This is a genomic window from Clostridium sp. BSD9I1, assembly GCF_900185645.1.
In the GTDB taxonomy this organism is placed as follows: Bacteria; Bacillota; Clostridia; order Clostridiales; family Clostridiaceae; genus Clostridium_AK.
Window position 1 is genome coordinate 963,569 of record NZ_FYAM01000023.1, and the last position, 20,609, is coordinate 984,177.

Sequence of the window (20,609 nt, forward strand, 5' to 3'; positions counted from 1 at the left end):
TATATCATATGAAAATACGGTAAATAAAGAGGAGGGATTTCCTTGAATATAGATAAAGAAAAAATTAAAACCGACTTTCGGCAAAATCTCATCAACTTATATTCCATAGATATTGATGAAGCTTCTGCCTTTCAAAAATATGTTGCCTTAGGTTTCTTAATAAGGTCCTATGTGGGAGAAAACTGGTTACAAACTAACAAGAAATATACTAATAATAAAGATAAACAGGTATATTATTTTTCTATGGAATTTTTAATTGGTCGGCTTCTTGGTAATAATATGATGAATTTAGGAATTTATAACATTTGTAAAGAAGCGTTAAAAGAACTCAATATAAACATAAACGAACTTGAAGAAATTGAAAGTGATGCTGGTCTTGGCAATGGTGGTCTTGGAAGACTTGCTGCTTGCTTTTTAGATTCCATGGCATCTCTTAATATTCCCGGCCATGGCAATGGTATAAGATACAATTATGGACTTTTTGAGCAAAAGATAATAGATGGTTATCAAGTAGAGGTACCTGATAAATGGTTAAAGGAAGGCAATGTATGGGAAACTAGAAAAGCTAATAAATCTGTTACTGTTGATTTTTACGGAACCGTAAAACATATATACGAAAATGGGAAAACAAAATTCATACAAGAAAACACAGAAACAATACTTGCTGTTCCCTATGATACTCCTGTTATAGGATATAATAATAAAACAGTAAATACTCTAAGACTTTGGAGCGCTGAACCTATTGATAAAGATTTTGACTTAAATTTGTTTAGCCAAGGAGAATATTCTAAAGCAGTTGAATACAAGTCTTCTATTGAGTCTATAACCAAAGTACTTTATCCAGATGACTCTACAGAAAAAGGAAGACTCCTTAGATTAAAACAACAATATTTCTTCGTAAGTGCTGGAATTCAAAGCATACTTCGAAGATATAAAAAGCTTAACAAACCAATAACCGATCTTCCTAAATATATTGCTATACAAATAAATGATACTCATCCAGCTGTTGCAGTACCTGAACTTATGAGAATATTAATAGATGTTGAAGGACTTCATTGGGATGAGGCATGGAATATAACTACAAATACTATAGCTTACACTAATCATACAATTCTTGCCGAAGCAATGGAAAAATGGCCTATAGATATATTCAAGGGGCTTCTTCCAAGGATCTATATGATAATAGAAGAAATAAATAGACGATTTTGTATTGAGGTTATAGATAAATTTAATGATTCAAATAAATTAAAAGAAATGTCAATAATACAAGATGGATATATAAAGATGGCATTCCTTGCTATTGTCGGAGGGCATTCTGTAAACGGGGTTGCCAAACTTCATACAGACCTTTTAAAAAAGCAAGAACTATCTAATTTCAATGAATTTTATCCTGGTAAATTTAATAATAAGACCAATGGTATAACTCACAGACGATGGCTTTTAAAAGCTAATCCAAACTTAAGTAACCTTATAACTAAAAATATTGGAGAAGGTTATATATACGAACCACTAGACCTAATAAAATTAAAACCTTTTGCATATGATAGTGGGTTTAGAGAAGAATTTCATAAAATAAAAATTAATAATAAAATTGAATTTTGTAGGTTTGCTAAAGATAAATTTAATATGGACATAGATCCTAATTCCATATTCGATGTTCAAGTTAAAAGATTACATGCTTATAAAAGGCAGATTTTAAACTTATTTAATATAATGGATTTATATTTTAGACTTAAAGATAATCCTGAAATTGATATTATACCTAGAACGTTTTTCTTTGGCGCTAAAGCTGCTCCCTCTTATCATCTTGCAAAACAAACTATAAAACTTATTAATACTGTAGGCGATATGATAAACAATGCTCCTTGTGTGAAGGGAAGAATAAAAGTTTATTTCCTTCCTAACTATTCAGTGTCCTTAGCAGAAAAAATAATTCCTTGCGCTAATGTAAGTGAACAAATTTCTACTGCTACCAAGGAAGCATCCGGTACTGGAAACATGAAATTTATGATGAATGGAGCTATTACATTAGCCACCTTAGATGGTGCTAATATTGAAATAAAGGATGCTGTAGGGGAAGAAAATATAGTTATATTTGGACTAAACAAAGAGGAAGTTTTAAACTACCAAAAAAATCGCAACTATAACTCCTATGATTTTTATAATTCTGACATGAGGATAAAAAGAATATTAGATTCACTCATAGATGGCTCGTTAAATCCTAACAAAAATGAATTTAAAGATATATATGATTCTCTTTTAAGTGGAAATGATGAATATTTTGTTTTAAGAGACTTTGCAGCCTATGTAGATGCCCAAAATAAAATAGATGCTCTTTACAGGGATAAAGATCTTTGGAACAAGATGTGTGTTATAAATATTGCTCATTCAGGAAGATTTTCTTCCGATAATACCATCAAAAGATATTGGGAAGATATTTGGAGCGTATAAAAAACATTTAAACATTTTTAATGCTCTGGGTCGTATAGAATTTTCATCTAGGAAGGCGTTCATTTCGCCAAGAACGGCTAATATTTATAAATTTAAAATTCCTAAGCCCACTAAACTCGCTGTCGCTCAGACAGTAGCTGGCTCTTAACGGTATTTTAAATTTATAAATAAAGCTGTTCTAAGGCTCATTCAATGCCTTCTACGATGAAAATTATGTACTCCCAGAGCATTAAAAAGTTCTTCAGTTTAACTGCTGAAGGAAGGAATTTCGTTTTGACGAAATTCCTTGAGATTGACACTTATCAAAGTGCTGACAAGCCCGCAGACCGATAGGTCGGGAAATATTAATCATACAATTTATTATTAAGAACCTTTTATCATACTCTCATATGTTTAACTTATGGTTATGTTAAAGAATAGTGTTGGTAATATAATATTTTTTAAGGAAACATTAAAAAAGTTTCCCCTAATTCACATTTTAAGAAGATTCCGACCTAAATAAAAATTTAATTTACATTCTTCATATCAATTGTTTGTATCTTTCCATCAATATTTATGATAACCTTTATCACTTCATCTTTATTCTCTATTGCTTGACCCCTACCACCTGATTTCATAGTATAAGTTCTTTTGTTTGGAGGACTATCATTGTAATCTTCAGTTAATTTACTGTCTCCAGCACTGCTTTTATAGGATATTTCTAAATGCTTAACTGAAGATAACTTGGATAGGTCTTTTTTATAAGTAACCGTAAACACCCTGTCACAGATACTATCGTATTCAGCCTTTCCATTCTTTTCATTAAACGTTACTGTTCCATTTACCTTTAATTCAACAGACCAAAGTTCATTTTCACCTTTATAAATATAGTTGTGACTAATATTTTTCCTACTTGAACACCCTGTGACCATCAGTAGAATCATAACAATTAGAATACAATTTAGTTTTCTCATCTTACATCCTCCTAAAAATTTTACCATTGCTAATTTATATAAACTTTTTAGTAAAAAATGTATTTCATTCTATATCTCTGTTTTAGGATTAATGAACAATATCTTACTATTATTTAAATATCGCATATTTGTAATTAATAAACCATATAAGATCATTATGACTTATGTTTGAAAAGTAGCAAATTCTCCAATCTTTATAATTCAGAGCTTACATATAATTATATTTTTTAAGAATTTGCCAGAAGTGCAATTGAAGAAATAATTAGTAATAAAAAAATCCAGCCTATCCAACCATATTTCTCATTTTTTGAAATAGCTAGAAAGACAGACCCTATTAGACACAAAGGAATACCTATGATAATTACTTTACCAAAATTATGAATATAAATGCTTTGAATTATTATTAAAATAAAGCCTATAAGACAAAGTATACTTAGTATAAAAAAGAATTTTTCTCTACTTTTCATAACTTCCCCCTTAATGGTAAAATATTTGTACTTATAATAAGTATATCATAATATTTCCATAATGTTCCTTAATAAAAACTAAAAGCTCCCTAAACATCTTAAGGAGCTTCTTTACCTAAGCTATGAACTATTATTTTTAATTTTTCTATAAAACTCCTTCACAGTAATTTACTACCGTGACGTTTCACTAGAAAATTTGGAAATACTTTTATTTACTTAAATATTCAGGTCTAGGAATGAAATCAATACTTTGCACTTGGAATATTTCATCCTTATATATATATTTAATTATAAACTCTCCAACTCCTGGGTTTGTTCCTACACCTAAAAGAACTCTTGAATACAATATATTATTATTAGCTTCAAATCCAATATGATGTCCATATCCTGCTCCTAGGTCTTCATAAGGTAACGCTGTCATACCCCTTTTGTTTAGCACTGTTTTTTTATTATTTAATATTATTATTACTTGCTCAGGGGAATTTTCCAGGTGAGCATTCTTATGCAGAGGAATTAAAGGATTTTCAACTAATAGTTCATAAAAAAATAAATCCTGTTTTATTACGTGAACTTCTTCATCTTGTACTCCTGTACCATATCCCTTATTTAAAATAACTACAAGTTCATTTTTGCCATCTTTATTTAAATCTGAAAGTATCAATTCAGGTTTACGGCTAGGGTTATCTACGTTTTCCCATTCAAAATACTTTTTCACATCATTTATTTCAAGTATAAAGCCTCTGTATCTTCCTTCGACTTCATCATATTGTACATAATAGAGTTTAATATTTGAATTTGGTATTTCAGCAACAAGTCTTTTTTCATCCTCACCATATATACCATGCAAAACATTAATATAATAATTTTGTGTGAGGTTACTATATGCCTTTATGTTTATATTGCTATACAAAGAAAATAATAATAAAAATACAAATGTAGCTTTAAAAACTACTACTTTTTTATTCATACACCATCACCCACTATTCTTATCTATTTAAAAATAGTGTTAGGTATTTAAGTGCTTACTATGCTTATTTTAAGACGCAATAAATTACAATTGCCCATTTATCTAATTACATATTACTATGTAACCCTTCGGGCCGCCGCCCTAAAAGATATTTATGTGATAATTTCTAAAACATCTTAGAAATTCAATTAGCTGAATTCCATTCTCTAGCAGTTTTCATGAAGGCATTTTTAATGCTGGAGAGTGTAGAATTTTTATCGTAGAAGGCATTGAATGAGCTTTAAAAGGGCTTTATTTATAAATTCAAAATACCGTTAAGAGCCTCCTACTGTTTGAGCTTACGGCGAGTTTAGGAGGCTTAGGTATTTTACATTTATAAATATTAGCCCCTATTAGCGAAATGAACATCTTCCTAGATAAAAATTCTATACGACCCCCAGCATTAAAAATGTCGTCCTATTTTGAACTCAGAGAACTTTTTGCTTCAAGGACTTCTTCTCTTGATAAATTACCTTTTTCTAAAGCAGCATCATCTAGTTTAAGCAAAGAATCATAAAATTCTTTTGCAAAGGTTATAGAATCTTCATCCTTGCCTGTAGCATCAAAAAGCTCATATAAATAGTCCTCCCCTGCTGCAAAATCTCCTACTTCTTTGTAGTAACTTATAATTCTTTGTAAAGTTTCTTGAGAAAGCACATAACCTGAAGTCTTTTCTATTATATCGGGTATATCTTGAAAATACCTATCAAGATCAGTTTCTTTATCACATAAGAAAGCTTCAATAAATAAATTTAACGCCTTTATATATATGTAAAAACTTTCGTTATCTTTTCCTTGAATAGCTAATATATGTGCTCTTTGCTCCAATAACTTTGATATTATAATAGCCTTATCTTTTTCAATTTCACCACCAACTTTTAATATATCAATTAAATTATCATTACTCATAGAATTGAAAAATAAGGAATTAAGTCTAAATAAGTTGCTAAATGTCTCGTCAATAAGCCGTAAAGCTGCATCGTAGTCTTTATCGTTTGTTAAATTAAGAACTTCCTCAAAGCTTTCTTCAAATTGATTTGTAAGTCTTTTAGAAAAGTTACTTTTAAGCATAAAACTATTCCTCCATTTTAACTAAATTATTAACAGCTAAATTATACCATAACTTAAACTTCCATAATACTTCATTAAATTTTTGCATTATTAGTTTTATTATGTATATGTTATAATTTACATACATCACGGGTTAAAATGTGAAATATATATAAGTACTTTAATATTTTAAATAAAATAGAGATTAATGAAAGGTAGTGAATAGGTATGAGATATGAAGGAGTGGTATATAGACCTCCAAGTGAAGCGTATAGTTTAATAGTGCAGGCAACCGTAGGGTGTGCCCATAACAAATGTACATTTTGCAGTATGTATAAAGATAAGAAATTTAAAATCAGATCTCTAGAAGATATATTTATAGATTTAGAAACGGGACGTTCCCACTATAAAAGAGTAGATAAAATTTTTCTAGCAGATGGCGATGCCCTAGTTCTTAAAACAGAAAATTTAAAATCTATTCTTAGAAAGATAAGGGAACTATTCCCTGAATGCACACGAGTTGGTATTTACGGAACACCAGGAGATATTTTAAGAAAAAGCATAGATGAGTTAAAAGAGCTTAAAAGTGAAGGTTTAGGAATTGTATATCTTGGAGTAGAAAGCGGCAGTAATTTAATACTTCAAAATATCAAAAAAGGAGTTACTGCTGAGGAAATGATACAGGCAGGTAAAAAGATTAAAGAGAGCGGATTAACTTTATCTGCAACTCTTATTTCGGGGTTAGGTGGAAAAGAAAATTTAGAAGAACATGCTAAGGAGTCTGCAAAAGTCATAAGTGAAATTGATCCTGATTATCTAGGACTTCTAACTCTTATGTTTGAGTCAGAAACCCCTCTATATAAAGAAGTTCAGGAAGGTAAATTTAAGCTTTTACAACCAAGTGAAATAATGATGGAAACAAAGCTTTTAATAGAAAATTTAAAGGTTACAAACTGCGTATTTAGAAGTAATCATGCCTCAAACTATGTATCTCTTAAAGGCACTTTACCAGAGGATAGAGAAAATCTTCTAAATAAAATAAACTCCGTTCTTCAAGGAAATCAAGGTTATAAAAGCGAAGCCTTTAGAGCACTATAAAAGGATATTACGACATATTTAATGTTGAACCTATCGTATGCGATTTGCATTTAAGAAGGCGTTCACTACGTAAAGAAGCTCTAATATTTATGAATTTAAATCACCTAAACTTTTTAAACTCGCTGCCGCTCAGACAGTAAAAAGTTCTTTACGGTGTTTTAAATTCATAAATAAAGAGCTTCTAATTGCTTGTTCAAAGTCTTCTACAATGCAAATCCCATACTAAATTCAGCATTAAAATGTCTCATGCACACTGCTGGTCGTAATATTTCTATGATTCTAAACTAGCTTTATTTGTATTCACCTTAACTGTAACCTTTTTAGCTGTCATTAGGAACCATGTTAGAGCTAAAATTGCTCCTATTATTCCTGCTGGCAATCCAATTCCCATTGATAATTTAAATCCTTCTGGCGCAACTATTATATAAGTTATACATACTGCAGTCATAAATACAGCTGGTACTGATGCCATCCAATGACTTCTTCCTTTATAAACTAAATACATTGCAGATGTCCAAAGAACTATTGTAGCTAATGTCTGATTTGACCATCCAAAGTATCTCCATACTATTCCAAAGTCAATTTGTGTTAAAATAAATCCTATTATAAATAATGGTATACTAATCATTAACCTGTTTTTTATAGATTCTTGCTTAAAGTTTATAGAATCGGCTATTGTAAGTCTTGCACTTCTAAACGCTGTATCCCCTGAAGTTATAGGACATGCTACAACTCCAAGTATTGCAAGTATTCCACCAATTTTTCCTAGTAAACTATTACATATTATATTTACAACTGCACCCGCATTGTTACCGTTTTCTGCCATGAACTTAGTAAGTCCTTCAACTCCTCCAAAGAAAGTCATTGATGCAGCTGCCCATACTAGTGCAATTATTCCTTCTGCTATCATTGAACCATAAAATATTCTTCTGCCTTGTCTTTCACTTGTAATGCATCTAGCCATTAGTGGTGATTGTGTTGAATGGAATCCTGAAATCGCTCCACAAGCTATTGTTATGAATAGCATTGGAAATAATGGATAATTTTTTGGATTAACATGCATATTGTTAAGATTTCCTGCAATTTCTGGTATATTATATCCACCTATTATTAAAGCTCCACCTACTCCTACACACATTATTAATAAACATAATCCAAATAAAGGATAAACTTTTCCTATCAGCTTGTCTATTGGAACAAGAGTAGCTATTATATAATACGCAAATATTATATATAGAAAAGTTTTAAGTCCTATAGAAGGTACTAGTCCATTTAAGATTCCTGCTGGTCCACTTACAAATACAACCCCTGTAAGAACAAGTAGTATGACTGAAAATACTCTCATAAAGTTTTTAAAACCCTTACCTAAATATTTTCCTACAACTTCTGGAATACTTGCTCCATCATGTCTTACTGATAGCATTCCTGAAAAATAATCATGTACTCCTCCTGCAAAGATAGATCCAAATACAATCCATAAGAATGCAGATGGCCCCCACATTGCTCCTGAAATTGCTCCAAATATAGGTCCAAGTCCTGCTATATTTAAAAACTGAATTAAGAATATTTTCCATTCAGGCATTGGTACAAAGTCAACACCATCTTCGAGTCTTATTGCTGGTGTTTTTATTTTGTCGTCTGCCCCGAAAAGCTTTTCAACAACTTTACCATAAATAAAATAACCAACTATTAACGCAATAATTGAAAGTATAAATGATATCATGCTTCTCCCCCCATTTAAATTAAATTTTAAGCTATCACTTAACCTAAAGTTAATTCTATGGCTAAATTATACATAAATTTAATAGAATATTTTCATTTATTACGCCAAATAACAAAAAAAGCACATAAAGTGCATTTATATGCCCATTAAGTGCTTAAATGAATTTATATTATTTCTACTTACAGGTATTTCTCCTTCTATTCCTTTTAGTTTAATCATGTAGGTATTATTAAACCAAGGTATTATTTCTACTACTTTTTCTAAGTTTACTATATAGGATCTATGAGTCTTAAAAAACATGTTTGTGGGAAGTCTTTTATAAATCTCTGATATACTACAATTTTCTATATAGCTGTCATTTGTAGTATAAATTAATGTCTCCCTTTCCTTTGCCTCGCAATAACAAATATCACAAATATCTATCACTTTTAACTTATTATTCTTCTTTAATGTAATTTTATTACCTATACATGGTGTATTTTGCTTTTCTTCTCTATCTTCTAAAGCTTCCAACTGCCTCAAGGTCCTTATAATCCGCTCTTCTGAATAAGGCTTTAAAATATAATCAAATGCTTTTATCTCAAAAGCATCTACTGCATGCTCTTTATATGCTGTTATAAAAACAACAAAGCTGTTCTTTTCAAAGTTATTAACTATTCGTGCCAAAGCAACGCCATCTAATTTAGGCATGTTTATATCTAAAAATATTATATCTGGCCTATTTTTTTCAATATATTCAAGCGCTTCTATAGAATCTTCAAATTCACCATCAATATCTATATTACTAAATTCACGTATAAAGTGCTTCAACTCTTCTCTTGCTGGATATTCGTCATCTACAACTATACAATTCATAAAATCATCCTTTCAATGTTTCCACTATAAAAGTAGTTCTAGTTCCTTTATCTAGCCTTTCCATTTGAAGTCCTTTTCCATAAAGATATTTTAATCTATTATTTACGTTGGATATTCCTATTTTATTTTCCTGCATATTGTCATTATATACTCTTTCTATAACTTTCTCTGAAATTCCTACTCCATCATCTTCAATAATAACTTTAGCTTTATTATTCGTTATCTTTTTCACGTAAATTTTAACAGTACCCCTTTTGTTTCCTTCTAAAATCCCATGTTTTACAGAATTCTCAACTATAGGCTGTATTATCAAGCTTGGTATTTTTATATTTATATCTTCATCTATATCATAAATTACATTTAATTTATCTCCAAATCTAGCCTTTTCCACTTCTACGTATGCTTTGACTTGTTCTAACTCTTTATAAATATCTACTAAATTATCCCCTATCTCTAAATTATATCTTAAATAAGTAGATAAATTAATAATAAGTTCCCTTGCTTTATCCGGATTTATACGCACAAATGAAATAATGGTATTTAAAGCATTAAATAAAAAATGAGGATTTATTTGAGTTTGCAGTGCTTTTATTTCAGCCTTAGTTGCCATTTCCTTAAGCTTCCCAAGCTTACTTATTTCAAGCTGTGTAGATATAATTTGTGAAAGACCTATTGCTAGATTTGTATTTCTAAAGGATATAGCATCTTCCTTACCATAATATATTTTTAAGGTGCCTATTATTTCATCTCCATCCTTTAATGGCGCTATAATAGCTGATCTTAATGGACACGTACCGCATGAACAATCTATTTGCTCTGCATTTGTTAAAATTAATATTTCCCCCTTTTCTATAACCTTTTCTGTGGCACCAGTTAAAATATCATTTCCCTTAATATGATGGTCCTCCCCCATGCCAACATGGGCTAGAACGTATTTTTTATCCGTTATCGCTACTGCATCTGCATCAATGGATTCCCTTATAATTTCACAAATATTTTCAAAAGAATTGTTATTGATTTCTCTAAAGTATGGTAATGTTTTATTAGCTATTTCTAGAGCTATCTTTGCTTGCTTTGCTGCAATTTGTTCTTTTTCTTCAAAAATATTTTGTATTAATAAAATTAATATTGATATACCTATAGCATTTGTAAATACCATAGGGATATATATATATTTAACTATATTTAAAGCTGTAGAAAATGGCTTCGACATAATAAGAATTAATACCATCTCTAAGCTTTGCATAAGTGCACCTCCAATAAGGCCATAAATCCACTTGTTTTTATAATTTGAGTACTTATAAAAAACACTGGTTACAATTCCTGAAACAATTGTTGCAATAGCACATGGAACTGCAGTAAGAGTACCAATATTTATTAATAATCTATGCAGCCCCGCAATAATTCCAGATGCAATTCCTACAAAAGGCCCACAAAGTAACCCTCCAGCTACAACCCCGATAATTCTTGTATTTGCTATTGCACCATTTATATCCGTTCCCATATAAGTTCCTAGCACACCAAATCCACCAAATATTATAGATAGAATAATTAAATCCTTCTTTTTAAATTTATCTTTTTGTATTATATTTTTAAAACTATTAGACCTTGATACAATAAATCCTACTAAAATCACATAACCCATATTATTAGTAAGATTTCTAATTAATTCCATAATTACCTCCATCTCCTACGCTTAAACTAAAAACATCTTTTCCAAATTATTTTATTTTGTATACACTAGCACTTCACTTATAATATATACAATTATAGCATAATCATTTATGTTTTATTTTAGAGTTTTTTTGCAAAACTATTGCATAATTATAAACACCATGCTATACTAACATCAATTTAAAACACAGTTGGATATTGCTAAGTTACTCCATAGAGGTGCTGTAATTAAAGACCTTAGCATTTTTAAAAGGAGATGTATTAAAATGAATGTAAAAGATATTATCTTAAGTAACCTTTCTGAAATTAAGAATTTGAGAAAAATCTTGCATAAAAATGCAGAACTAGCTCATAAGGAATTTAAAACTCAAAAAATAATAATGGAAATACTTGAAGATTTAAATATAAAATATAGCCCTTGTGCTGGAACAGGTGTTGTAGGAGAATTAAATACTGATGCGACTTGCATAGGTGTTAGATCTGACATAGATGCTCTTCCTATAAATGGAGTATTTCATGGTTGTGGACATGACTATCATACAGCTATAGCACTTGGAACTGCAATGGTACTAAAAGAAATGGGCTTTGATAAATGTGTTAAGTTTTTATTTCAACCTGCTGAAGAGCTAGATGGTGGCGCCTACCCTATGATTCAGGAGGGGGCTTTAAAAAATCCTGAAGTTAAATATATGATAGGTTTTCATGTTTGGCCTAATTTAGAAGTCGGAAAAATAGAAGCTCCTGATGGTCCTTCTATGGCTTCCGTAGATGACTTTTCTATAAAATTCAAAGGCGTTGGTGGTCATGCTGCTATGCCTCATTTATGTAAAAATCCTATTTATCCCGCTATGGACTTTATACAAACTATGAATAATAAAACCAAAATGGAAGTAAATCCTTTAAACCCTCATGTATTAACTTTTTCATCAATTAATGCAAATAACACCGCATCTAATGTAATACCTGAAAAAATAGAGGTACTTGGAACTTTAAGAACCTTTGATACGGCTCTTGTTGATAAAATTAAAAAAGATTTATATGAAACCTGTGCTTTTTCAGCTAAAAAATATGATTGCGAATATGAATTAAACTTTCAAGTTGCATATCCTCCTTTAACTAATGATAAAGATTTATGTGACAAATTTTATAAATCTGCTGTGAATACTTTAGGTGAAGAAAATGTGTTAACTGCTGAAAAAACCTTTGGTGCAGAGGATTTTGCTTTCTTTGCTCACGAAGTACCTTCAGTACATTTTAGAGTAGGTATAAGTGATGACAAACAAGGTTTACATCCACTTCACTCCCCAGTGTTTGATGCAAATGATGATGCAATTTTTTATGCTATTTATACTATAGTAAACTTTATATTAGAAGTAAGTGATGAAATTTAGAATTTCTATCAATTTAAAAATAGAGAATCCCATATAGTATTTAATCAATACTATATGGGATTCTCTAAAAATTTACACTGACGTGCTTTTTCCTGATACTTTCTTATTTATTAAGTTTGGCAAATAAGGTACAACTAATTTTTCATATATACCGCCACCTAAAATTGCCCCTATAATTGGTGCAAATATTGGTACAATCAGTCCATAGCCATTAGGGCCAATAACTGTTGATCCCCATCCTGCGAGTAAAGCTACAAGTCTTGGGCCAAAATCACGAGCTGGATTCATTGCAAAACCAGTTAAAGGTCCATAAGACGCTCCAATAAATGCTACAGTTAAACCAATAGCTACTGCTGGTATTCCTGCCTTAGGAGAACCCTCGTTGTTTCCATCAGTTACTGCAAAAATAACCATTAACAAAACTGCTGTAATACATACTTCAATCATAAAAGCATTAACCATAGATATATTGGCTGCTGGGAATGTACTAAATATTCCAGCGGTAGCCCATCCATCTTTTGATGCCCTTATTATGTTTTTACTACTTTCAAAGGCTGTAATAGTTGTTCCATATAACCCGTAAGTTAATGCAGCTCCTAAAAATGCTCCAATCACTTGAGAAATAATATAAGGGATAATCTTTTTTTTATCAAAGCCTTTCCATACTGCAAGAGCTATTGTTACTGCAGGATTTAACTGTGCTCCTGAAATTGATCCCACTATATATACCGCCATAGTTATTGCAAGTCCCCATACTAAGCTTAGTTCCCAAAATGTCACATTAGTTCCTGCTGTAACAAGTGCTGCAACAACTCCTGTTCCTATGAAAATGAAAAGAAATGTACCAATAAGTTCTGCTAGACATTCCCCAAGCAAATTATTTTTCATACAATCTCCCCCTATATTTTAGTTACTATAAATATATTTAAATAAAGCTTTATAATAAGTGCTGCAGTAATTCCTTACTAGGCCCTGATATTACAGCTTTATTTACAAGCATTCCGCTTTCAAGTGCAGTACCTGCTCCAACTGTTACTGCATTTTTAACCGAACTAATTTCTCCAGTGAAAGTTACAAAAGCTTTTCCCCCTATTCCTACCCCCAATCTTACTTCTATTAAATCTATATTGGCTGACTTCACCGCAGCATCGGCTGCAACAATAGCTGCAGCAATGCTAAAAAACTCCAAAACTCCTAAGTCTTTTAGTTTTTCAATATTTCCTGATGCAGTTATAGCTGGAATTACCTGCGGATGAACATTTGGTAAAATCAATTTATTTACCAAATAATTTTCCCCTAAGCTCATACCATGATTAATAGCAGTTTCTACAGCACCTACGTTTCCTGTGATTAGGATTACATATTTGCCTGGACAAACACTTTTTGCAAAGATCAAATTAACTTCTGCAGCCTTTAGCATTTCATCTGCAACTTGAATTCCCCTAGCTATACTATTTAATTCAATCATACCTATAGTTCTTATCATTTTATCACCTCAGCTTAAATAGCTTTTATTGATATACTATCACTTATTTCGAAAATTACGCCCCCAATAGTTGCATGAACATTGGACCCCATTTTCCCTTCTTCTATCTTCCCTATAACTTGGCCTATCTCTACAGTATCCCCTACCTGAACTACTGGAATTGCACCACCACCTATACCTTGTCTTAAAGGAATTTTTACTTCTTTTGGATTTACTTCTTCCCCTTCTTGAAGCCTTTGCTTTTTATACTTATCTAAATGTAATCTTGCTATTAATCTGTTGGTAGGTATTTTTCTATACTCCCTCATTGTATTAGCTGTAAAGCTATTGGTTTTGTTTTCCCATTTTTCACCGTTGTTCCTTAACTTGCCTTTTAAATAAATATTTATTCTCTTTGGTGATAACCGCATAGGGCAAGCATACATTTCACATATTCCACATTCGCAACATATAAGTGCTTGTTTTACAACTTCATTATCTAACTCATTTAATGCAACACTTCTCATAATCTTATGAGGATTTAACGGATGTCCAATTAAATTTCTAGGGCACATGTCTGTGCAAAAGCGGCATTGTATACAAGCTGATTTTGCTTGATTTTTCATATGCTCAATAGTTAGCTTTTCCCTGTGGATTAAGTAATGATTTTCAGGAATTACAATAATTGCTCCATCTGTTTTTGTTATAACTGTATCTTTTATTTGATCTTTTGAAATCTTTCTTCCCATCATTGGTCCACCGATAATTAATGAATAATCCTTTATAAGTGTTCCACCACACTTATCTAAGACATCTTTTATCTTTGTTCCTATGGGCACTTTAATAATTGAAGGTGTCTGTATTTCTCCTATAACCGTAACAAACTTATATGTAACCATTTTTTCTTCAAGTGCTTGAAAGATATTAAATACCGTACCTGCATTTGATACTACAGCGCCAACATTTAAAGGTATTCCTCCTGGTGGTATTGTTCTTCCTGTAACCTCATAAACTAAGATTTGTTCATCTCCAGCTGGATAAAACACTCTACTTAAATGCAGCTCAACTCTGGAATTAAATTTTTTTATGGAAGCCTTTAGTGCCTCTATTTCTTCATGGTATTCTTCTTTTAATCCAATAATTATGTGTTCTGCTTCAATAGTTCTTCCAATTTCTTCTACTGCTTGTATTATTTCATCGCTGTTATTTCTCATTATATACTTATCCGATTGAAGTAATGGCTCGCATTCTAATCCATTTATTATGAAATATTCCACCTTACAATTTAACTTAAGATGAGTAGGAAATCCAGCTCCACCTGCACCTATAACTCCAGCATTTTTGATTTTTTCAAGCAAATCCAAAATTCACCCCTCCTTTTAGATGAGAGTTATGAGTTAAGAGTTAAGAAAAATATATATCATAATATTAACTCCTTACTCTTAACTCTTATTTAATTTCTATACAATTCTAAATGCTTCAACCATTGTACATCTTCTTTTTCTTGTAAAACTTAATGCATTAGTAAGCCCTTCCCCTGTTGGTCCTGCTATGGTAAAGGTTGTATGTCCTTCTCCTCCAAATCCAATTCCTGCATAAGATGGTGCATTTTTAACGAATATCGTAGTGTCTATAGCTCTTGCCATCTTAGTTAAATTATCCACATTTTTGGAATGCATAATTGCTGTATGTCTATTCCCATGTTCATCTTCCACAGCAAGTTCTAAAGCTTCCTTAAAGTTCTTAGCCTTAACTATTGGAAGAATAGGCATCATGAGCTCTTCCTGAACAAAGGGATGGCTGTTTTCTGCTCTGTAAATTAAGCATTCAATTCCATTTGCTGCATCTTTTCCTATGCTTTGCAGTAAATACTTAGCATCTTTCCCTATAAACTTCTTATTTGCGGAATACGTATTTCTTTCTCTATCATAAATTAAAACTACATTAGCTAGCTTCATTGCTTCCTCATCATTTAACTCGTATACTGCTTTATTACATTTCATTTCTTTTATAAGCTCTTCATAAACATCCTGAACTACAATGGCTTCTTTTTCAGCTATACATGGCAGATTGTTATCAAAGCTACATCCAGCAATTATATCTCTTGCTGCTTTCTTGATATCTGCAGTTTTATCAACAACTACTGGAGGATTTCCCGCACCAGCTCCTATAGCCTTCTTTCCTGTAGAAAGGGCCAATTTAACTATAGCAGGTCCTCCTGTTGCAACTATCATCTTTATCTTTTTATGATTTAATAATATATCAGTATTTTCTAATATAGGTTTATTAACTGCTGTAATTAAATTATTTGGTCCGCCTGCGTCTTTTATGGCTTTGTTCAATTCCTTAATCATAGTTAATGATGCATTGAAAGCTCCTGGATGAGGTGAAAATACTACAGTATTTCCTCCTGCAAGCATTCCTATCGCATTGCAAGCAACTGTAGCTGCCGGATTTGTAGATGGTGTAATTGATCCTATAACACCAAAGGCACCATTTTCTACAAGTGTAAGTCCTTTATCACCTGAATAAGCAGTTGTATTTAAAACTTCAGTTCCTGGGGTTTTTTCTGCTGTCAGCTTTAGCTTTAAATATTTGTGATCAATCCTTCCCATGCCTGATTCATTAACGCAAAGTGTTGCAATGTTCATGGCATTATCAATTATCGCCTTTCTCATAGCATCTATTAATTTTTCTCGCTGTTCAATTGAGTACTCAGAATACTTTTTTTGTGCCTCATAAGCCGCTTCTATGGCTTCTTCCATGGTATCAAATATTCCATCACTTACATCACTTTTAATATCTCTTTTACTCATTTCCTTTAAGACTTTTTCTATTATAAGTGATAACTCGTTACTTTCTAATTCCACTTTTTACTACCTCCTCAAAAGCATTTAATCCACATTGGGCAATCAACATATCCTGCTCAACTGTACCGCCGCTAACCCCTATTGCACCAACTATTTCTTCATTTATTCTTAGAGGAAATCCGCCACCAAAAGCAATTATTTTCTTATTATTATCAATTCCATAAAGTTCTCCAGTTGGCAATGACAGTTCTCTTAAGTCACCTGTGGATATCTTAAGCACTGCAGCTGTATATGCTTTTTTTTCAGCTATTTCTATACTGGCTAAAAGAGAATTATCCATACGGGTAAGAAGTATAATACTTCCATTAAAATCTGTTACACAAATAACCATGGGTACTCCCACTTCATATGATTTTTGTATACACCTTTTAGTTACATATTCAGCGGTTTCTCTATTAATAGCAATTTTACTTATGGTAATTTCATTACTCTTTTGCGCCTCTGAATTATTCAATACTTTATTATTTTGTGTAAAGTTCTTTATATTTTCTTCTGTCTTTTTCATTATGTCTTTATAATCAAAATATCTAGCTATAGCATAAATAGTATCAGATAGTCTATTCACGTATTTCATTAAATTTTCATTAACATCATAGTGGGCAGTAAGCTCTGCTATATACCTCTCAGCTCTTCTTATATCTGTTCTTGCAACATCAAGATAAGCTGATTCCACAGTGCCTCCTGGAACTATAAATCCAGTTTGTGAAGGCTTAAGTTCATCCATGCTATCTATGGTCTCTTCAAGAAATCTTATATCTTCATCGCTTATTCTTGTTTTAAAATAATCCGTTCCTATAGAAGCAAGTTCAGCTCCAACTTCAAATAAAGTCTTTTGAATCTTTAGGAGTTTATCTAAAGTATTTTTTTCTTTAATATGAATTTTCGCCATGCCAATAGACGAATTTGCTTCATCTATACTTCCATAAGCCCATACTCTTAGATCATGCTTTTTTGTCCTATCTCCACCTACGAGACTTGTACTTCCTTTGTCTCCAGTTTTAGTGTATATCTTCATTTTCCCACCACCCTAATAACCTAAATCCCATTCAATAGAGTCTACAATCCCTATAATAGATGCATCAGCAGGTATTACCTTATCTGAGATATCTGTATATCTTGCACCGCTTCCAGTGACTACAATTACAGTATCATTTATTCCACCGCCTACTGTATCTATGGCAACTATAGGTTCTCCAATGGTTTTTTCATTTTCATCTATATGTTTAACTATCAATAGCTTGCTTCCAATAAACTTTGGATCCTTTTGTGTTGATACAACATTTCCAACAACTTTCGCTAAAAACATATCTGTACTCCTTTACTTTTGTTAACAATAGTTAACATTAATTCCATTGTTGTATATATAGTCCTTTGCCAGTGGAGTTAATAAAGAACCTTCTTTAACCCAAATTTCTTTTGAATTATTAGCGGCTAACATAATATCTTCTATAGTTAAAATTCCTGATAATTTTTTAATATTGCAGGTTTCTTCTTTATTTACAACAGTATTTTTTATTACACTTTCATGATTTAAGTTCTCGTTTGCATTGCTCATAATACTAAACCTTGCATTTATAGTTCTTTTTATGTCACCAGCATTTATAAACTTAACTCCAAAGCTTGTCAGTTTATCTTCATAGCCTAAAATAAGCTTATTATATGCTGCATTTTTGTTAAATCCTAAGCTTATATTTACTTGATTTTGAGGATCAAAACTATCTTTGACAGCAATAACCTCTTTGTTCATCATAATGGCCTCAGCTATTCCCGTTGTTACTAAGTTATCCTCAATGCCTGCAGCACATTTAGCTAAAGTGTTTCTGGTCATTATTGGAACTATTATTATGTCGTCTTCTCTCACTGCTTTAGTAAGCTCCACTTTGCAATCTATTAACTTACCATTCAAATTAGCAATATATTCTTCTGGTATAACCTTTTTAGATGCTTCTGTCATTACTATGTCATATTGAAGCATTTGCATAGAAGATAGTGTCTCAAAAATGCCTTTTAAATTTACAGCACCGCCAGATATAAATAAAAGTATTCTTTTATTCATCTTATTTACTATTTCAGCAATTATAGGCCTTAGTAAATCTTCAATATTCATTTACTCACCTCGCTTAATTGACACTGTTCATAGCTATTCCTATAGGAGTCACTAGAAGTGGATTATATGGTTTTATTGTTCTGATGCCTGTATATTTTTCAACTATCTTTTCCATATCCCTAAGGCAGCAGGTTCCTCCTACAAGATAGATATTATCTACATCATAGCCTTTTGTATGTTTTGAAATTATATCGGCCATTTTTTCTATTACCGGCCTAACTAAAGGAAATACCGTATTATAGTTACTATAAGCAATTTTAAATTTTTCCGCTTCTTCATACTCCATCCCTAAACTTCCAGCTATAACCAAACTCAAATGGTGTCCTCCTGTAGGTTCGTCAGCTGTATAAATCACTTTGCCATTTTTCAATATAGATATTCCCGTAGTACCTCCACCTATATCTACTACTGCACCATTTTGTATGTTCAAAACTGAAGATGCGGCAGTGGGTTCATCAATTACATTAGTTACATTAAAATCAGCTGCTTCTACTACATTACTTATAACCTTTATATTTCCCCTGCTTATTCCTGGTGGTATTGCTGTAGCCGCATAATTTAATGTCCTATTTAGTTTTATCTCTAATCTTTCCTTTAACTTCCTTACTATAGTTACAGCTTGTAAATATTCAACTACTATGCCGTCTTTAACAACACTTGCTGGATATATTTCTCCAGCTATTGGAATATTATTTTTATCTAATACTGTTATAACTATATTAGATGTACCCAAATCCACACCTACTTTAAGCTCTTCTTTTTCATGTATTTTAATTGGCTTTAAAATAGTATCTTCCATTTCTTTGATTAAAGCATTAGCCTCATTTAACATAACCATCACCTGCTCTTACCTAATATCTTAACAAATTCATTGTTTCTTACTTCACAAGCATTAGCTTCATCTGTATCCAAGTGAATTTCAAGGGCTGATTTACTATTAGCTCTTATAAGAACATTTTTCAGTATTATTCCTTTATCTCCGCATGTTTCTACATCCACTAGTTCCCCATCTTTCACACCATAGTTTTCTGATAGTTCTGGAGTCATGTGAATATGTCTCTTAGCACAGATAACCTTATTTTTAAAAATCAATATACCCTTGGGCCCAATAACAGAAAGACTTTCTGAATCCTCAAGCTCTCCTGAGTTTCTAGTAGGCGGCTTTATCCCTAAAGCAAATGCATCTGTTCTAGATATCTCAATTTGGCTGTATTTTCTTACAGGACCTAAAATTCTTACATTTTGAAAAGAACTTTTAGGCCCTGCAATAGTTACCGTTTCATTAGCTGCAAACTGCCCCGGCTGCTTTACAGCATTTTTTATCGTCAGCTGATATCCATTACCAAATAGGCATTCTAAGTCTTCTTGTGTAACATGAATATGTCTATTTGATATACCTATAGGTATTGAAAAGTCTCTATTTTTTATATCAGCTTTTCTCATAACATCTAATATAATATCCTTTATCAGGGTATCATTTATATCTATCATATATATCA

At 31.6% G+C, this 20,609-nt stretch carries 19 protein-coding genes; 3 read left to right on the forward strand and 16 right to left on the reverse strand.

The features are described from left to right. Window positions 1-42: 42 nt before the first annotated feature. Window positions 43-2,451 (forward strand): glycogen/starch/alpha-glucan phosphorylase, encoded by a 2,409-nt coding sequence (locus BSD9I1_RS12290; RefSeq protein ID WP_186430554.1) that lies wholly within the window; start codon window positions 43-45, stop codon window positions 2,449-2,451. A 506-nt stretch (window positions 2,452-2,957) separates the two neighbouring features. Here BSD9I1_RS12290 and BSD9I1_RS12295 read toward each other — a convergent pair. The 4 genes from BSD9I1_RS12295 to BSD9I1_RS12310 all read right to left on the reverse strand — a co-directional run bounded on the left by BSD9I1_RS12295 (window position 2,958) and on the right by BSD9I1_RS12310 (window position 5,948). Continuing rightward, on the reverse strand, window positions 2,958-3,404 hold the full coding sequence (locus BSD9I1_RS12295; RefSeq protein WP_186430555.1) for a hypothetical protein: 447 nt from the start codon (window positions 3,402-3,404) through the stop codon (window positions 2,958-2,960). A 227-nt stretch (window positions 3,405-3,631) separates the two neighbouring features. Beyond that, entirely contained in the window at window positions 3,632-3,871 is a 240-nt protein-coding gene (locus tag BSD9I1_RS12300) for a hypothetical protein (protein ID WP_186430556.1), read from the reverse strand. Window positions 3,872-4,079: 208 nt separating this feature from the next. Continuing rightward, window positions 4,080-4,838, reverse strand: a complete 759-nt coding sequence (locus BSD9I1_RS12305; protein ID WP_186430557.1) for a hypothetical protein — start codon at window positions 4,836-4,838, stop codon at window positions 4,080-4,082. 456 nt (window positions 4,839-5,294) lie between these two features. Next, window positions 5,295-5,948 carry a DUF6483 family protein gene (locus BSD9I1_RS12310; protein WP_186430558.1) on the reverse strand — a complete coding sequence of 218 codons (654 nt, stop codon included), beginning with the start codon at window positions 5,946-5,948 and terminating at the stop codon, window positions 5,295-5,297. A gap of 207 nt (window positions 5,949-6,155) precedes the next feature. Between BSD9I1_RS12310 and BSD9I1_RS12315 the strand changes: the two genes are divergently transcribed. Next, entirely contained in the window at window positions 6,156-7,025 is an 870-nt protein-coding gene (locus tag BSD9I1_RS12315) for a radical SAM protein (protein WP_186430559.1), read from the forward strand. Between the two features lie 271 nt (window positions 7,026-7,296). Here the strand turns inward: BSD9I1_RS12315 and BSD9I1_RS12320 are convergent, their stop codons facing one another. The 3 genes from BSD9I1_RS12320 to BSD9I1_RS12330 all read right to left on the reverse strand — a co-directional run bounded on the left by BSD9I1_RS12320 (window position 7,297) and on the right by BSD9I1_RS12330 (window position 11,278). Next, window positions 7,297-8,748, reverse strand: a complete 1,452-nt coding sequence (locus BSD9I1_RS12320; protein WP_186430560.1) for a carbon starvation protein A — start codon at window positions 8,746-8,748, stop codon at window positions 7,297-7,299. 135 nt (window positions 8,749-8,883) lie between these two features. Continuing rightward, the gene (locus BSD9I1_RS12325) at window positions 8,884-9,603 is read right to left on the reverse strand and encodes a LytTR family DNA-binding domain-containing protein (protein ID WP_186430561.1); all 720 of its coding nucleotides are present in this window, start codon (window positions 9,601-9,603) and stop codon (window positions 8,884-8,886) included. Window positions 9,604-9,607: 4 nt separating this feature from the next. Then, window positions 9,608-11,278: a sensor histidine kinase gene (locus BSD9I1_RS12330; RefSeq protein ID WP_186430562.1), complete on the reverse strand. Its 1,671-nt coding sequence runs from the start codon at window positions 11,276-11,278 to the stop codon at window positions 9,608-9,610. A 265-nt stretch (window positions 11,279-11,543) separates the two neighbouring features. On the opposite strand from BSD9I1_RS12330, the gene BSD9I1_RS12335 reads away from it, so the two are divergent. Beyond that, window positions 11,544-12,668: a M20 family metallopeptidase gene (locus tag BSD9I1_RS12335; protein ID WP_186430563.1), complete on the forward strand. Its 1,125-nt coding sequence runs from the start codon at window positions 11,544-11,546 to the stop codon at window positions 12,666-12,668. Between the two features lie 72 nt (window positions 12,669-12,740). Here BSD9I1_RS12335 and BSD9I1_RS12340 read toward each other — a convergent pair whose 3' ends face one another. The 9 genes from BSD9I1_RS12340 to BSD9I1_RS12380 form a co-directional block, all read right to left on the reverse strand. Next, window positions 12,741-13,556, reverse strand: a complete 816-nt coding sequence (locus BSD9I1_RS12340) for an MIP/aquaporin family protein (RefSeq protein ID WP_186430564.1) — start codon at window positions 13,554-13,556, stop codon at window positions 12,741-12,743. Window positions 13,557-13,605: 49 nt separating this feature from the next. Next, complete coding sequence (locus BSD9I1_RS12345) at window positions 13,606-14,154, reverse strand: BMC domain-containing protein (RefSeq protein WP_186430565.1); 549 nt, start codon at window positions 14,152-14,154, stop codon at window positions 13,606-13,608. Between the two features lie 14 nt (window positions 14,155-14,168). After that, window positions 14,169-15,497, reverse strand: a complete 1,329-nt coding sequence (locus BSD9I1_RS12350) for a 4Fe-4S dicluster domain-containing protein (protein WP_186430566.1) — start codon at window positions 15,495-15,497, stop codon at window positions 14,169-14,171. A 96-nt stretch (window positions 15,498-15,593) separates the two neighbouring features. Further along, window positions 15,594-17,003: an aldehyde dehydrogenase family protein gene (locus BSD9I1_RS12355; protein ID WP_186430567.1), complete on the reverse strand. Its 1,410-nt coding sequence runs from the start codon at window positions 17,001-17,003 to the stop codon at window positions 15,594-15,596. Continuing rightward, on the reverse strand, window positions 16,987-18,018 hold the full coding sequence (locus BSD9I1_RS12360; protein WP_186430568.1) for a cob(I)yrinic acid a,c-diamide adenosyltransferase: 1,032 nt from the start codon (window positions 18,016-18,018) through the stop codon (window positions 16,987-16,989). Before BSD9I1_RS12360 ends, BSD9I1_RS12355 begins: the two co-directional genes overlap by 17 nt. Window positions 18,019-18,030: 12 nt before the next feature. Then, complete coding sequence (locus BSD9I1_RS12365) at window positions 18,031-18,309, reverse strand: EutN/CcmL family microcompartment protein (protein ID WP_186430569.1); 279 nt, start codon at window positions 18,307-18,309, stop codon at window positions 18,031-18,033. Window positions 18,310-18,330: 21 nt separating this feature from the next. Next, a complete protein-coding gene (locus BSD9I1_RS12370) occupies window positions 18,331-19,110 on the reverse strand; it encodes a flavoprotein (protein ID WP_186430570.1) in 780 nt (259 codons plus the stop codon). A gap of 13 nt (window positions 19,111-19,123) precedes the next feature. Further along, the gene (gene eutJ, locus BSD9I1_RS12375; RefSeq protein ID WP_186430571.1) at window positions 19,124-19,948 is read right to left on the reverse strand and encodes an ethanolamine utilization protein EutJ; all 825 of its coding nucleotides are present in this window, start codon (window positions 19,946-19,948) and stop codon (window positions 19,124-19,126) included. Next, window positions 19,948-20,601 carry a phosphate propanoyltransferase gene (locus BSD9I1_RS12380; protein WP_186430572.1) on the reverse strand — a complete coding sequence of 218 codons (654 nt, stop codon included), beginning with the start codon at window positions 20,599-20,601 and terminating at the stop codon, window positions 19,948-19,950. Before BSD9I1_RS12380 ends, eutJ begins: the two co-directional genes overlap by 1 nt. Window positions 20,602-20,609: the final 8 nt, after the last annotated feature.

What these genes read in the sequence shown, in the direction of transcription:
- BSD9I1_RS12320 (WP_186430560.1), bottom strand. Translation starts at nt 8,748, where the DNA reads ATGATATCATTTATACTTTCAATTATTGCGTTAATAGTTGGTTATTTT.
- BSD9I1_RS12335 (WP_186430563.1), top strand. Translation starts at nt 11,544, where the DNA reads ATGAATGTAAAAGATATTATCTTAAGTAACCTTTCTGAAATTAAGAAT.
- BSD9I1_RS12360 (WP_186430568.1), bottom strand. Translation starts at nt 18,018, where the DNA reads ATGAAGATATACACTAAAACTGGAGACAAAGGAAGTACAAGTCTCGTA.
- BSD9I1_RS12325 (WP_186430561.1), bottom strand. Translation starts at nt 9,603, where the DNA reads ATGAATTGTATAGTTGTAGATGACGAATATCCAGCAAGAGAAGAGTTG.
- eutJ (WP_186430571.1), bottom strand. Translation starts at nt 19,948, where the DNA reads ATGGTTATGTTAAATGAGGCTAATGCTTTAATCAAAGAAATGGAAGAT.
- BSD9I1_RS12330 (WP_186430562.1), bottom strand. Translation starts at nt 11,278, where the DNA reads ATGGAATTAATTAGAAATCTTACTAATAATATGGGTTATGTGATTTTA.
- BSD9I1_RS12300 (WP_186430556.1), bottom strand. Translation starts at nt 3,871, where the DNA reads ATGAAAAGTAGAGAAAAATTCTTTTTTATACTAAGTATACTTTGTCTT.
- BSD9I1_RS12305 (WP_186430557.1), bottom strand. Translation starts at nt 4,838, where the DNA reads ATGAATAAAAAAGTAGTAGTTTTTAAAGCTACATTTGTATTTTTATTA.
- BSD9I1_RS12310 (WP_186430558.1), bottom strand. Translation starts at nt 5,948, where the DNA reads ATGCTTAAAAGTAACTTTTCTAAAAGACTTACAAATCAATTTGAAGAA.
- BSD9I1_RS12345 (WP_186430565.1), bottom strand. Translation starts at nt 14,154, where the DNA reads ATGATAAGAACTATAGGTATGATTGAATTAAATAGTATAGCTAGGGGA.
- BSD9I1_RS12365 (WP_186430569.1), bottom strand. Translation starts at nt 18,309, where the DNA reads ATGTTTTTAGCGAAAGTTGTTGGAAATGTTGTATCAACACAAAAGGAT.
- BSD9I1_RS12315 (WP_186430559.1), top strand. Translation starts at nt 6,156, where the DNA reads ATGAGATATGAAGGAGTGGTATATAGACCTCCAAGTGAAGCGTATAGT.
- BSD9I1_RS12340 (WP_186430564.1), bottom strand. Translation starts at nt 13,556, where the DNA reads ATGAAAAATAATTTGCTTGGGGAATGTCTAGCAGAACTTATTGGTACA.
- BSD9I1_RS12370 (WP_186430570.1), bottom strand. Translation starts at nt 19,110, where the DNA reads ATGAATATTGAAGATTTACTAAGGCCTATAATTGCTGAAATAGTAAAT.
- BSD9I1_RS12380 (WP_186430572.1), bottom strand. Translation starts at nt 20,601, where the DNA reads ATGATAGATATAAATGATACCCTGATAAAGGATATTATATTAGATGTT.
- BSD9I1_RS12295 (WP_186430555.1), bottom strand. Translation starts at nt 3,404, where the DNA reads ATGAGAAAACTAAATTGTATTCTAATTGTTATGATTCTACTGATGGTC.